Raw genomic sequence first — 12,329 nt, 5'->3', positions numbered from 1 at the left:
CCTGTAAAGAACAAGATCAAAAGATCGCCGCCTTCGGCAGCTCCTACAGGGGGATTTATGCGGTTCGGGCGATGCCGTGTTTGCGCAGCTTTCTGTAGAGGGTGTTGCGACTCACGCCGAGTTGCTCGGCGGTGTGGGTCATGTGCCAGCGCGTTTGTTCCAGCACATTGAGCAACGCCAGACGTTCGGCATCTTCCAGCGGATGCTCGGATTCAACCGACTTCAGTTCCAGCGTTGGCCGCCCCTGCCGAATCATCGCCGGCAAATCCTCCAGCCCGATTCGCCCTTCATCACACAATGCCGCCAATGTGCGCAGCACATTGCGCAACTGCCGAACGTTGCCCGGCCAGTTGAAGGCCAGCAACGCCTGGCGCGCCGGGTCGTCGATCACGATTGTTTCTCCGCCGGCCTCCTCGGCCAGCAGGAAATCCAGCAACTGCGATTTATCACTGCGTTCGCGCAACGCCGGTAGCGCAACTTCGAGGCCATTGAGCCGGTAATACAGATCTTCGCGGAAGCTGCCGTCCGCCACGCGCTCCAGCAGATTACGGTGCGTGGCGCTGATGATCCGCACGTTGACCGCTTCCGGCTCGCCGCCAATCGGCACCACCTGCCGGTCTTCCAGCACCCGCAACAACCGGGTTTGCAGCGCCAACGGCATGTCACCTATCTCATCGAGAAACAGCGTGCCGCCATCGGCCTGCTGCAGCTTGCCGCGCATGCCATCCTTGCGTGCGCCGGTGAAACTGCCGCCGCGATAACCGAACAGCTCGCTCTCGATCAGGCTTTCCGGGATCGCCGCGCAATTGAGGGCGACGAAGGCTTTGTTGGCGCGCTGGCTGGCGTGATGCACAGCCTTGGCAAAGGCTTCCTTGCCGGAGCCGGTTTCACCGTTGATCAGCAACGGCACGTCGCGCTCGAACACCCGCAGCGCCTTGCGGAAATCCGCTTGCAGCGCCGCGTCGCCGAGGCAAATGCCCGCCAGCGCTTGCGGCTTGGCCACGATCGGGGCCGGCAGGATCGGCGCCGGCTTGCGCGATTCGCCGCGCAACAAGGCAAACAGATGCCGCCCGTCGCGGGTGCGCAGCGGCCAACTGGCGCTGGCATTGGCGCTGGCCCGACCGAGCAACTCGTCCAGCGAACAATCGAAGAACGCTTCCACCGGCTTGCCGAGCAAGCCTCCGCGAATATGCCCGAGCAGGTTCAGCGCGCTCTGGTTGACCGCGCTGATCCGCCCTTCGCCGTCAAACGCCAGCAGCCCTTCGCTGAACAAACCGACGGATTCGGCCTGCAAGTGAAAACGCAGCAACCATTGGTTATCGAAGCAGCGCAGGAAATAGCAGCTCTCGATCATCTTCGCCGACAGATTGACCAGCGCCATGGTGTGGAACTGGCTCTGCCGCGAGACATCGTGGCGCGCCGAGGACACGTCGAGCACCGCCAGCAGTTCGCCGTGCGGGTCGAACACCGGGCTCGCCGAGCAGGTCAGGCCGGTGTGGCGGCCGCGAAAGTGTTCGTCCTGATGGATGGTCAGTGCCTGGCGCTCGACCAGACAGGTGCCGATGCCGTTGGTGCCTTCGCAGGCTTCGCTCCAGTCGGCGCCGAGCCAGAGACCGGCGCGTTCGAAAATCTTGCGCTCGGCCGGCGCGGTGACGCAGTTGAGGATCACCCCGCGCGCGTCGGTCAGCAGCACCGCATGACCGGCGCCGGAGAGTTGTTGATGCAGGCTGCTCATTTCATTACCGGCGATCTGCAACACCTGTTGCAGGCGTTCGCGGCTTTCAAGCACGCGCCCGTGTTCGAGCACGGTGGGCGCCATGGTCAGGGCCGGATCGAGGTGATAGTCCTCAAGACAGCGCAGCCACGAGCGGGCAATCGACGGATCGGCACCGGGCCCGTGCAGGTGCGGCTTGCCCTGACTGACGGTGAGAACCTGCTGGGCATGGCGACTCAAATGGTTGTCGTGCATTTCTTATTATTCTCCCCGAAAGGTCGACCCTTCCAGACTACCAACACTGACCTGTGGCGAGGGAGCTTGCTCCCGCTCGAGTGCGAAGCGCTCGCCAAAGTATATGAGCGGTAAACATTTCAGGGCTGCTGCGCAGCCCAGCGGGAGCAAGCTCCCTCGCCACAATAATCAACCACTGGGCGATTGGCAGTCAGCATCCTCCAGCCATCGACGCATTGCAATGCTGGCAAGACCGGTCGGTCACAGGCTGTGCCAAAAGCGGTACAAACTGTCACCCGCTCTGTACCGAAACCATCACAGGCTGCGCCCTCCGTCCGACACAAACTACGCAAGGCCTTGATTTGCCTGCCCTGCACGGCAGTGGCCCGACCTTTGCTCTACGCTTATAGCAAGCGCACTTGCGCGTTTCTCTAATAAGTACAAAGCCAAGGAGAACACATCATGCGTTACGCTCACCCCGGTACTGAAGGCGCCAAAGTCACGTTCAAGAGCAAGTACGGTAACTACATCGGCGGCGAGTTCGTCGCGCCTGTCAAAGGTCAGTACTTCACCAACACCTCGCCAGTGAATGGCCAGCCGATTGCCGAATTCCCCCGCTCCACTGCCGAAGACATCGACAAGGCACTGGACGCTGCCCACGCCGCTGCCGATGCGTGGGGCGCGACCTCGGTGCAGGCGCGCTCGCTGATCCTGCTGAAAATCGCCGACCGCATCGAACAGAACCTCGAACTGCTGGCGATCACCGAAACCTGGGACAACGGCAAAGCCATCCGCGAAACCCTCAACGCTGACATCCCGCTGGCGGCCGACCATTTCCGCTACTTCGCCGGTTGCCTGCGCGCCCAGGAAGGCAGCGCTGCCGAAATCGACGGCAACACCGTGGCCTATCACATCCATGAACCGCTGGGCGTGGTCGGCCAGATCATCCCGTGGAACTTCCCGCTGCTGATGGCCGCGTGGAAACTCGCCCCGGCGCTGGCCGCCGGCAACTGCGTGGTACTCAAGCCTGCCGAGCAGACCCCGCTGGGCATCTGCGTGCTGATGGAGCTGATCGGTGATCTGCTGCCACCGGGCGTGCTCAACGTGGTGCAAGGTTTCGGCAAAGAAGCCGGCGAAGCCCTGGCCACCAGCAAACGCATCGCCAAGATCGCCTTCACCGGCTCGACCCCGGTCGGCTCGCACATCATGAAATGCGCCGCCGAGAACATCATTCCGTCCACCGTGGAACTGGGCGGCAAGTCGCCGAACATCTTCTTCGAAGACATCATGCAGGCCGAGCCGACCTTCATCGAGAAGGCTGCCGAAGGTCTGGTGCTGGCGTTCTTCAACCAGGGCGAAGTCTGCACCTGCCCGTCCCGCGCGCTGGTACAGGAATCGATCTACGACGAATTCATGCAAGTGGTGATGAAGAAAGTCCTGCAGATCAAACGCGGCGACCCGCTGGACACCGACACCATGGTTGGCGCGCAGGCGTCCGAGCAGCAATTCGACAAGATCCTGTCGTACCTGGAAATCGCCAAGGGCGAAGGCGCCGAGCTGCTGACCGGCGGCAAGGTGGAAAAACTCGAGGGCAACTTGGCAACCGGCTATTACATCCAGCCGACCCTGCTCAAGGGCACCAACAAAATGCGCGTGTTCCAGGAGGAAATCTTCGGCCCGGTGGTAAGCATCACCACCTTCAAGGACGAAGCCGAAGCCCTGGCGATCGCCAACGACACCGAGTTCGGCCTCGGCGCCGGCCTGTGGACTCGCGACATCAACCGCGCCTACCGCATGGGCCGCGCGATCAAGGCCGGTCGAGTGTGGACCAACTGCTACCACCTGTACCCGGCGCACGCCGCGTTCGGCGGGTACAAAAAGTCCGGCGTCGGCCGTGAAACCCACAAGATGATGCTCGATCACTATCAGCAGACCAAAAACCTGCTGGTGAGCTACGACATCAATCCGTTGGGCTTCTTCTAAAACCCGGGGCAACACAGGTTTCTGTGTTGCCTGTTCAACCGCCTTCGCGAGCAAGCTCGCTCCCACAGGGATCTGTATTCGATCTCAATATTGGGTTCACCACATAAACCTGTGGGAGCGAGCTTGCTCGCGAAGGCGTCCTCAATGACACAACCCCAAGGCCTGGCCGCTCTGGCACGGCCATTGCGTACCCGTCATTCAGGTTTTGCACAAAAACTGCCGCTGCGTGAACAGCATCCATCCACCTCAACCGCTGCACCCGAAAGTCCAACAGATCGAACAATAAAAAACAGAGAGGACTTATGACTTCCACCACACAGCTCAAACCCACACTCGGCACCCTGCACCTCTGGGGCATTGCCGTCGGCCTGGTGATTTCCGGCGAATATTTTGGCTGGAGTTACGGCTGGGGCACCGCCGGCACCCTCGGATTTCTGGTCACGGCGCTGATGGTCGCGACCATGTACACCTGCTTCATCTTCAGTTTCACCGAACTGACCACCGCGATTCCCCACGCGGGCGGGCCGTTTGCCTACAGCCGCCGGGCGTTCGGCGAAAAAGGCGGATTGATCGCCGGCATCGCCACGCTGATCGAATTTGTTTTCGCCCCTCCGGCGATTGCCATGGCCATCGGCGCCTACCTCAACGTGCAGTACCCGGAGCTTGATCCGAAGGTCGCGGCGGTCGGCGCGTACTTCGTGTTCATGACCCTGAACATCCTCGGCGTCAGCATTGCCGCGACTTTTGAGCTGGTGGTCACCGTGCTGGCGGTCGCCGAACTGCTGGTGTTCATGGGCGTGGTCGCACCGGGCTTCAGCTTCAGCAATTTCGTGCTCAACGGCTGGTCGGGCGCCAACGAGTTCACGATGGGCTCGATCCCCGGAATCTTTGCCGCGATCCCGTTCGCCATCTGGTTCTTCCTCGCCATCGAAGGCGCGGCCATGGCGGCCGAAGAAGCCAAGGATCCGAAACGCACGATTCCCAAGGCCTACGTCAGCGGCATTCTGACCCTGGTGTTCCTCGCCATCGGTGTGATGGTGATGGCCGGCGGCGTCGGCGACTGGCGCCAACTGTCGAACATCAATGACCCGCTGCCACAGGCGATGAAAGCGGTGGTCGGCAATAACTCATCGTGGATGCACATGTTGGTATGGATCGGCCTGTTCGGTCTGGTGGCGAGTTTCCACGGGATCATCCTCGGTTACTCGCGACAATTCTTCGCCCTCGCCCGCGCCGGTTATCTGCCGAAAAGCCTGGCCAAGCTGTCACGCTTCCAGACCCCGCATCGGGCGATTCTGGCTGGTGGTGTGATTGGTATCGCGGCGATTTACAGCGATGGTCTGGTCAACCTGCAAGGCATGACCCTGACTGCCGCGATGATCACCATGTCGGTGTTCGGCGCGATCGTGATGTACATCATCAGCATGCTCAGCCTGTTCAAACTGCGCAAAACCGAACCGAACCTGGAGCGCACCTTCCGCGCCCCAGGCTATCCGGTGGTGCCGGCAATTGCGCTGATTCTGGCGGTGGTGTGCCTGGTGGCGATGGCGTGGTTCAACACGCTGATCGGTTGTGTGTTCCTGGGCTTCATGGCTGCTGGTTACCTGTACTTTCAGCTCACCGCCAAACAACGCGCCGACGCCCCGGCAGACGCTATGCTCGAAAGTATCTAGTTGCACCGGCACCGGGCCTGTCGCCCGGTGCCCGCTATATAGAAGTGCATGAAGATCCCCTGTGGGAGCGAGCCTGCTCGCGAAAGCGGAGTGTCAGTCGACACCTGTGTTGAATGTCAGTCCGTATTCGCGAGCAGGCTCGCTCCCACAAAGGCTCACCTCCTGCACAAAAGCAGATTGCAGTAATGATTGGAGGACACCGCCCCATGGCCGCATTTGCCCACTCCGTCGGCGCCCAGACCTACCGCTTCGACAGCCTCAAGGAGGTCATGGCCAAGGCCAGCCCGGCGCGCTCCGGCGACTTTCTGGCCGGCGTTGCCGCGCTCAATGACGGCGAACGCGTGGCCGCGCAAATGGCGCTGGCCGATATCCCGCTCACGCATTTTTTGCAGGAAGCGCTGATTCCTTACGAGACCGATGAAGTCACCCGACTGATCATCGACACCCACGACAAACTAGCCTTCGCCGTGGTCAGCCACCTCACCGTCGGCGGCTTCCGCGACTGGCTGCTCAGCGACGCCGCTGACGAAACCAGCCTGCGCGCCCTCGCCCCCGGCCTGACCCCGGAAATGGTCGCCGCCGTGTCGAAAATCATGCGCGTGCAGGACCTGGTGCTGGTGGCGCAGAAGATCCGCGTGGTCACAAAATTTCGCGGCACCCTCGGCCTGCGCGGACGCCTGTCGACCCGCCTGCAACCCAACCATCCGACCGACGAGCCCTCCGGCATCGCCGCGAGCATTCTCGACGGCCTGCTGTACGGCAACGGCGACGCGATGATCGGGATCAACCCGGCCACCGACAGCATCGCCTCGATCTGCGCGATGCTGGAGATGCTCGACGCGATCATCCAACGCTACGACATTCCGACCCAGGCCTGCGTGCTGACCCACGTCACCACCTCGATCGAGGCGATCAACCGTGGGGTGCCGCTGGACCTGGTGTTCCAGTCGATCGCCGGCACCGAAGCGGCCAACGCCAGTTTCGGCATCAACCTCAACGTATTGCAGGAAGGCTATGACGCCGGGCTGAGCCTGAAACGCGGCACTCTCGGGCAGAACCTGATGTATTTCGAGACCGGTCAGGGCAGCGCGCTGTCGGCCAACGCCCACCACGGCGTCGATCAGCAGACCTGCGAAACCCGGGCCTACGCCGTGGCGCGGCATTTCAAGCCGTTTCTGGTGAACACCGTGGTCGGTTTTATCGGCCCGGAATACCTCTATAACGGCAAACAGATCATCCGCGCCGGCCTCGAAGACCATTTCTGTGGCAAGTTGCTCGGCGTACCGATGGGCTGCGACATCTGCTACACCAACCACGCCGAAGCCGATCAGGACGACATGGACACCCTGCTGACGTTACTCGGTGTCGCCGGGATCAACTTCATCATGGGCATCCCCGGCTCCGACGACATCATGCTCAACTACCAGACCACCTCGTTCCACGACGCGCTCTACGCCCGTCAGACCCTGGGCCTGAAACCGGCGCCGGAGTTCGAGCAATGGCTGGCGAACATGGGCATTTTCACCCAGGCGGACGGCAAGGTTCGCTTTGGCAACAACCTCCCGCCGGCCTTCCGCCAGGCGCTGGCGCAATTGGGATGAGTGTGATGGACAAACCGCCTGTGGATCCGCAAAACCCCTGGCTGGAGCTGCGCCGCCTGACCCCGGCGCGCATCGCTCTGGGCCGCACCGGCACCAGCCTGCCAACCCGCGCACAACTGGATTTCCAGTTCGCCCACGCCCAGGCGCGGGACGCGGTGCATCTGCCGTTCGACCACGCCGGGCTCAGCGCGCAACTGAGCGAACGCGGGCGCGACAGTTTGTTGCTGCACAGCGCGGCGACCGATCGCAACAGCTACCTGCAACGCCCGGATCTGGGACGCAAGCTCAGCGACGCCTCGGCGCAGACCCTGCGGGATTACGCTGCGGCGCGCTCCGGCGGGGTCGATCTGGCGATCGTGGTGGCGGACGGACTGTCGGCACTGGCCGTGCATCGGCATACCTTGCCGTTTCTGACCCGCCTGGAGCAGCAGATGAGCGCCGACGGCTGGTCAGTTGCCCCCGTGGTGTTAGTGGAACAGGGTCGAGTTGCCATTGGTGACGAGATCGGACAACTGCTCGGCGCAAAAATGGTCGTGATGCTGATCGGAGAGCGTCCGGGCCTCAGCTCACCCGACAGCCTCGGTTTATATTTCACCTACAATCCAAAGATCGGGCTGACCGATGCCTACCGCAATTGCATCTCCAATGTGCGGCTTGAAGGCTTGAGTTACGGCATGGCGGCGCATCGCTTGTTGTATCTGATGCGCGAAGCCTGCCGGCGGCAGCTGTCGGGGGTCAATTTGAAGGACGAAGCACAGGTGCAGACGCTGGAGTCGGACGCCAGTGCGGATATGAAGGCAAACTTCCTGCTTGATCCGCCCACGACCTGAACCGTTTCCGCATTGCGTTTCTGCGCTGCTTTCAGGCAGGATCGACGCACGGCCGCAGGGTTTCCCATCGCCGTCAGAGCAGTTGAAGACAGCCACTTGAAGACGAGACCTATCATGCGGATTATTCAAGCGACCCTCGAACACCTGGATTTGCTGACCCCGTTGTTCGTCAAATATCGCGAGTTCTACGGTTCCCTGCCTTACCCGGATTCCTCCCGCGCGTTTCTCGAAAAACGCCTGCGCCGCAAGGAATCGGTGATTTATCTGGCCCTGGCCGATGATGACGACAAGAAACTGATGGGTTTCTGCCAGCTCTACCCAAGCTTCTCCTCGCTGTCGCTCAAGCGCGTGTGGATCCTCAACGACATTTATGTCGCCGAAGATGCCCGCCGCCAACTGGTGGCTGACAACCTGATCCGCACCGCGAAGAGAATGGCCAAGGAAACCCAGGCCGTGCGCATGCGCGTGTCCACCAGTGCCGACAACGAAGTGGCGCAGAAAACCTACGAATCCATCGGGTTCAAGGAAGACACCGAGTTCAAGAACTACGTGCTGCCGATCAGCGACGAGCTCTAGCGCTCATCAAGGGCCTGTTGTGGCGAGGGAGCTTGCTCCCGCCGGGCTGCGAAGCGGCCCCACCTCAGTCATCGCAACAGGTCAGGCAAATCAAGGCTTGGGAGTGCTCCGCCCTCCAGCGGGAGCAAGCTCCCTCGCCACCAAGCTTGCCGCCACCATCAATACCTGCCTGACATTTATTCACACCCCGACATCCCTCGCTACAAAACCAACGCGCTTTTCACCTCTCAGACCGTATAATCCCGAGCTTTCCGGCTTGTAAGAAAAACTACACCCCGCTGTAGGCTTACACCCGAATCATCCGCACAGGCCTGCCGAGTCGGGCCGTCACCACAGGTGCCCCCATGGATTTCAACCCGCTCGACCTTATCCTGCATCTCGATGTGTACCTCGATTTGCTGGTGACCAACTACGGGCCGTGGATCTACGCGATTCTGTTCGCTGTCATCTTCTGTGAAACCGGTCTGGTGGTGATGCCGTTCCTGCCGGGTGATTCGCTGTTGTTCATCGCCGGTGCCGTGGCGGCGGGCGGTGGCATGGATCCGGTGCTGTTGGGCGGTCTGTTGATGCTCGCGGCGATCCTCGGCGACAGTACCAACTATGTGATCGGACGAACGGCGGGCGAAAAACTCTTCAGCAACCCGAATTCGAAAATCTTCCGTCGCGACTACCTGCAAAAAACCCACGATTTCTACGACAAGCACGGCGGCAAAACCGTGACCCTGGCGCGTTTCCTGCCAATCATCCGCACGTTTGCACCGTTCGTCGCCGGCGTCGGCAAAATGCCCTACCCGCGCTTCTTCGCTTTCAGCGTATTCGGCACCATCCTCTGGGTCGGTGGCCTGGTGACTCTGGGTTACTTCTTCGGCAACGTGCCGTTCATCAAGAAGAACCTGTCGCTGCTGGTGGTCGGCATCATCCTGCTGTCGCTGATTCCGATGATCATCGGCGTGGTGCGCAGCCGTTTCGGCGGCGCCAAAGCCGAAACCCACTGATCCGATGTGGTCACTGAGCGCCTGGCGTCGCCGGCGCATTCTGGCCAGGCACCCGATTGCCGACGACCTGTGGCAACGGGTGCGCCATCACCTGAGCTTTCTCGACGGCATCAGCGCCGCCGAAGACCAATGGTTGCGTGAAGCCAGCGTCCTGTTCCTCGAAGAAAAACACCTGACCGCCCTGCCTGGCGTCGAACTGCATCAGGAACAACGTCTGCTGCTTGCCGCGCAGGCCCAGTTGCCGCTGCTCAATCTGGGCGATTTGAACTGGTATCAGGGCTTCCACGAAATCGTCCTCTACCCTGATGACTTCCTCAGCCCGCAACGGCATCGCGATGCCAGCGGGGTCGAGCACGAGTGGGACGGCGAGCACAGCGGCGAAGCCTGGCAACAGGGGCCGATCATCCTCGCCTGGCCGGGGGTGATGGCCAGTGGTGGCTGGGAAGGCTACAACCTGGTTATCCACGAACTCGCGCACAAACTCGACATGCTCAACGGCGACGCCAACGGCCTGCCGCCGCTGCACGCCGGCATGCGCGTCAGCGACTGGGCCGAAGTGATGCAGCACGCCTACGACGACCTCAACCGCCAGCTCGACCATAACCCCGACGCCGAAACCGCCATCGACCCGTACGCCGCCGAAAACCCGGCGGAGTTCTTCGCGGTCACCAGCGAATACTTCTTCAGCGCCCCGGATCTGCTGCACGCGGCTTATCCACAGGTCTACTTGCAACTGCAGCTTTTCTACCGGCAGGATCCGTTGGGCAGGCTGCGGCAACTTCAGGCCACAGACCCGGTCTATCAGGCGCACGAGTAAGCGCTGCACGACTTCTGGTACGTGGCGTCGGCGTAGGAATGTGCCTATAATCGCCGCCACTTTTTGGTCAATCCGGCCAAGTGTTTTTGGTCAACTACGGGGGCAACGCCCAATGAGCTACAGCAAGATTCCGGCTGGCAAAGACCTGCCGAACGACATCTACGTCGCGATCGAGATCCCGGCCAACCACGCGCCGATCAAATACGAAATCGACAAAGACAGCGATTGCCTGTTCGTTGACCGTTTCATGGCCACCCCAATGTTCTACCCGGCCAACTACGGTTACATCCCGAACACCCTGGCTGACGACGGTGATCCCCTCGACGTACTGGTTGTGACCCCTTACCCGGTTGCTCCAGGCTCGGTGATCCGCGCACGTCCGGTCGGCATCCTGAACATGACCGACGACGGCGGCGGCGATGCCAAAGTCATCGCAGTCCCACACGACAAGCTGTCCCAGCTGTACGTCGATGTGAAGGAATACACCGACCTGCCACCGCTGCTGATCCAGCAGATCGAGCACTTCTTCGCGAACTACAAGGATCTCGAAAAAGGCAAGTGGGTCAAGATCGAAGGCTGGGCTGGCGCTGACGCCGCTCGCGAAGCGATCACCAAGTCGGTTGCCGCCTACAAGGGCTAAGCACCTGTTTGCTGCATGACGCTTGAAGAAAACCCCGGTTGATCCGGGGTTTTTTGTGTCTGCAAAAAGTCGTCTTAAACAGTGTGTTTATCGCGGACTACAGAAAAGTTTCGAAGCGAGTGATTTCCCACAAGCACGTCTTACATCCAGTCGCAAAATACAGCCTTTTTTTGAACGCCCGGTTTATTCAAAGCGCTCTGGCACGGCCGTAGACTCCGTGTTTATGAGAAAGAACACTAGCGGTCCAAGATTCAAGGCACTCCTGGAAGCAGCGAACATCACCACCACGGGATTCGCAAAGTTCTGGGGCACGGAAGCCCAAAACATTCATAACTGGTACACCCGGGGCGTCCCGGCGTATCGCATGGAGGAAGTCTCACGCCTGCTCTCGGTCAACAGCGACTGGCTGAAAACCGGTGAAGGCAGCAAAGAATTACCCCGTCTGCATAGTCCTGCCAGCAACGGCGACACCTTTGACGCGCAGTCCGTCAACGGCGTCTATTCCATCATCGACCCCAACGACATCGAACTGCCGTTTTTCAAGGAAACACCGCTCAGTGCCGGCGCCGACAAAACCCACGTCATCCTTGACCCCGAACATACCGTCCGCCTGCCCCGCGCCCACCTGGCCCAACTGGAAATCCGCCCCGGCGACGCCATCTGCGCACACATGATCGGCAACAGCATGGCCGAGCGCATCGAAGACGGCTCGATCATCGGCATCGACCGCGGCCTGACCCAGGTGGTCGACGGCGAAATCTACGCCATCGAACACGACGGCATGCTGCGCATCAAATACCTGCACCGCATGCCCGGCAACGCCCTGCGCCTGCGCAGCCACAACAGCGCCGAGTACCCGGACGAAATCTTCCGCGCAGCGCAGATCGATGAGCAGCGGATACACATTCTGGGCTGGGTATTCTGGTGGTCGACCCTGGGCAAACGCCGGCCGGTGGTGCCGTTTCTCTGATCCTGCGCCACTCCCCGCCCCAGCACAGAACCCTGTGGGAGCGGGCTTGCCCGCGAAGAGGCCCTGAAAGTCAGTACAAAACCCGAATTTCTACCACCGCCGCCGCTCTATTGCGCACTTGAGACTGGGAATCCCCAACAAAAATCAGTATCCTGCGCCCCACATTTGCGCATCGCCCCGCTCCCGCGGTTCAGATGACGCCTGACGCGGCAGACCAACGTCTGACCAAGTCCCACAGCCGGACGCAGATCCGGGTGTACATTTTGAAGGCTGACGCGGTTTACCAAAAATAAACC

At 61.0% G+C, this 12,329-nt stretch carries 10 protein-coding genes; 9 read left to right on the top strand and 1 reads right to left on the bottom strand.

Annotated elements, in window-relative coordinates; genetic code table 11:
- Positions 1-55: 55 nt before the first annotated feature.
- On the bottom strand, positions 56-1,969 hold the full coding sequence (locus tag PMI25_RS05160) for a sigma-54-dependent Fis family transcriptional regulator (RefSeq protein ID WP_007968141.1): 1,914 nt from the start codon (positions 1,967-1,969) through the stop codon (positions 56-58).
- Positions 1,970-2,410: 441 nt separating this feature from the next.
- Between PMI25_RS05160 and exaC the strand changes: the two genes are divergently transcribed.
- The 9 genes from exaC (at position 2,411) to PMI25_RS05115 (ending at position 12,033) form a co-directional block, all read left to right on the top strand.
- Positions 2,411-3,931 carry an acetaldehyde dehydrogenase ExaC gene (exaC, locus tag PMI25_RS05155; protein WP_007968143.1) on the top strand — a complete coding sequence of 507 codons (1,521 nt, stop codon included), beginning with the start codon at positions 2,411-2,413 and terminating at the stop codon, positions 3,929-3,931.
- 302 nt (positions 3,932-4,233) lie between these two features.
- Positions 4,234-5,604 carry an ethanolamine permease gene (gene eat / locus PMI25_RS05150; RefSeq protein ID WP_007968145.1) on the top strand — a complete coding sequence of 457 codons (1,371 nt, stop codon included), beginning with the start codon at positions 4,234-4,236 and terminating at the stop codon, positions 5,602-5,604.
- 206 nt (positions 5,605-5,810) lie between these two features.
- The gene (locus tag PMI25_RS05145; protein ID WP_007968146.1) at positions 5,811-7,205 is read left to right on the top strand and encodes an ethanolamine ammonia-lyase subunit EutB; all 1,395 of its coding nucleotides are present in this window, start codon (positions 5,811-5,813) and stop codon (positions 7,203-7,205) included.
- A 5-nt stretch (positions 7,206-7,210) separates the two neighbouring features.
- Positions 7,211-8,035: an ethanolamine ammonia-lyase subunit EutC gene (gene eutC, locus PMI25_RS05140; protein WP_045121991.1), complete on the top strand. Its 825-nt coding sequence runs from the start codon at positions 7,211-7,213 to the stop codon at positions 8,033-8,035.
- Between the two features lie 114 nt (positions 8,036-8,149).
- On the top strand, positions 8,150-8,611 hold the full coding sequence (locus tag PMI25_RS05135; protein WP_007968150.1) for a GNAT family N-acetyltransferase: 462 nt from the start codon (positions 8,150-8,152) through the stop codon (positions 8,609-8,611).
- Between the two features lie 344 nt (positions 8,612-8,955).
- Positions 8,956-9,606, top strand: coding sequence for a DedA family protein (locus tag PMI25_RS05130; RefSeq protein ID WP_007968152.1), 651 nt, complete (start codon positions 8,956-8,958; stop codon positions 9,604-9,606).
- Between the two features lie 4 nt (positions 9,607-9,610).
- Positions 9,611-10,423 carry a zinc-dependent peptidase gene (locus tag PMI25_RS05125; RefSeq protein ID WP_007968154.1) on the top strand — a complete coding sequence of 271 codons (813 nt, stop codon included), beginning with the start codon at positions 9,611-9,613 and terminating at the stop codon, positions 10,421-10,423.
- Positions 10,424-10,535: 112 nt separating this feature from the next.
- Positions 10,536-11,063, top strand: coding sequence for an inorganic diphosphatase (ppa, locus tag PMI25_RS05120; RefSeq protein WP_003205933.1), 528 nt, complete (start codon positions 10,536-10,538; stop codon positions 11,061-11,063).
- A 223-nt stretch (positions 11,064-11,286) separates the two neighbouring features.
- Entirely contained in the window at positions 11,287-12,033 is a 747-nt protein-coding gene (locus PMI25_RS05115) for a S24 family peptidase (RefSeq protein WP_007968157.1), read from the top strand.
- The last annotated feature ends 296 nt before the right edge of the window (positions 12,034-12,329 follow it).

Origin of the sequence: Pseudomonas sp. GM30, from assembly GCF_000282275.2 — a bacterium.
Classification (GTDB): Bacteria; Pseudomonadota; Gammaproteobacteria; order Pseudomonadales; family Pseudomonadaceae; genus Aquipseudomonas.
The sequence above is the reverse complement of the archived record's forward strand: the minus strand, read 5'-3'. Positions and strand labels throughout refer to the sequence as shown.

Bases quoted from the DNA above. Each gene is read 5' to 3' on its own strand.
- PMI25_RS05160 (WP_007968141.1), bottom strand. From the start codon at position 1,969: ATGCACGACAACCATTTGAGTCGCCATGCCCAGCAGGTTCTCACCGTC.
- exaC (WP_007968143.1), top strand. From the start codon at position 2,411: ATGCGTTACGCTCACCCCGGTACTGAAGGCGCCAAAGTCACGTTCAAG.
- eat (WP_007968145.1), top strand. From the start codon at position 4,234: ATGACTTCCACCACACAGCTCAAACCCACACTCGGCACCCTGCACCTC.
- PMI25_RS05145 (WP_007968146.1), top strand. From the start codon at position 5,811: ATGGCCGCATTTGCCCACTCCGTCGGCGCCCAGACCTACCGCTTCGAC.
- eutC (WP_045121991.1), top strand. From the start codon at position 7,211: ATGGACAAACCGCCTGTGGATCCGCAAAACCCCTGGCTGGAGCTGCGC.
- PMI25_RS05135 (WP_007968150.1), top strand. From the start codon at position 8,150: ATGCGGATTATTCAAGCGACCCTCGAACACCTGGATTTGCTGACCCCG.
- PMI25_RS05130 (WP_007968152.1), top strand. From the start codon at position 8,956: ATGGATTTCAACCCGCTCGACCTTATCCTGCATCTCGATGTGTACCTC.
- PMI25_RS05125 (WP_007968154.1), top strand. From the start codon at position 9,611: ATGTGGTCACTGAGCGCCTGGCGTCGCCGGCGCATTCTGGCCAGGCAC.
- ppa (WP_003205933.1), top strand. From the start codon at position 10,536: ATGAGCTACAGCAAGATTCCGGCTGGCAAAGACCTGCCGAACGACATC.
- PMI25_RS05115 (WP_007968157.1), top strand. From the start codon at position 11,287: ATGAGAAAGAACACTAGCGGTCCAAGATTCAAGGCACTCCTGGAAGCA.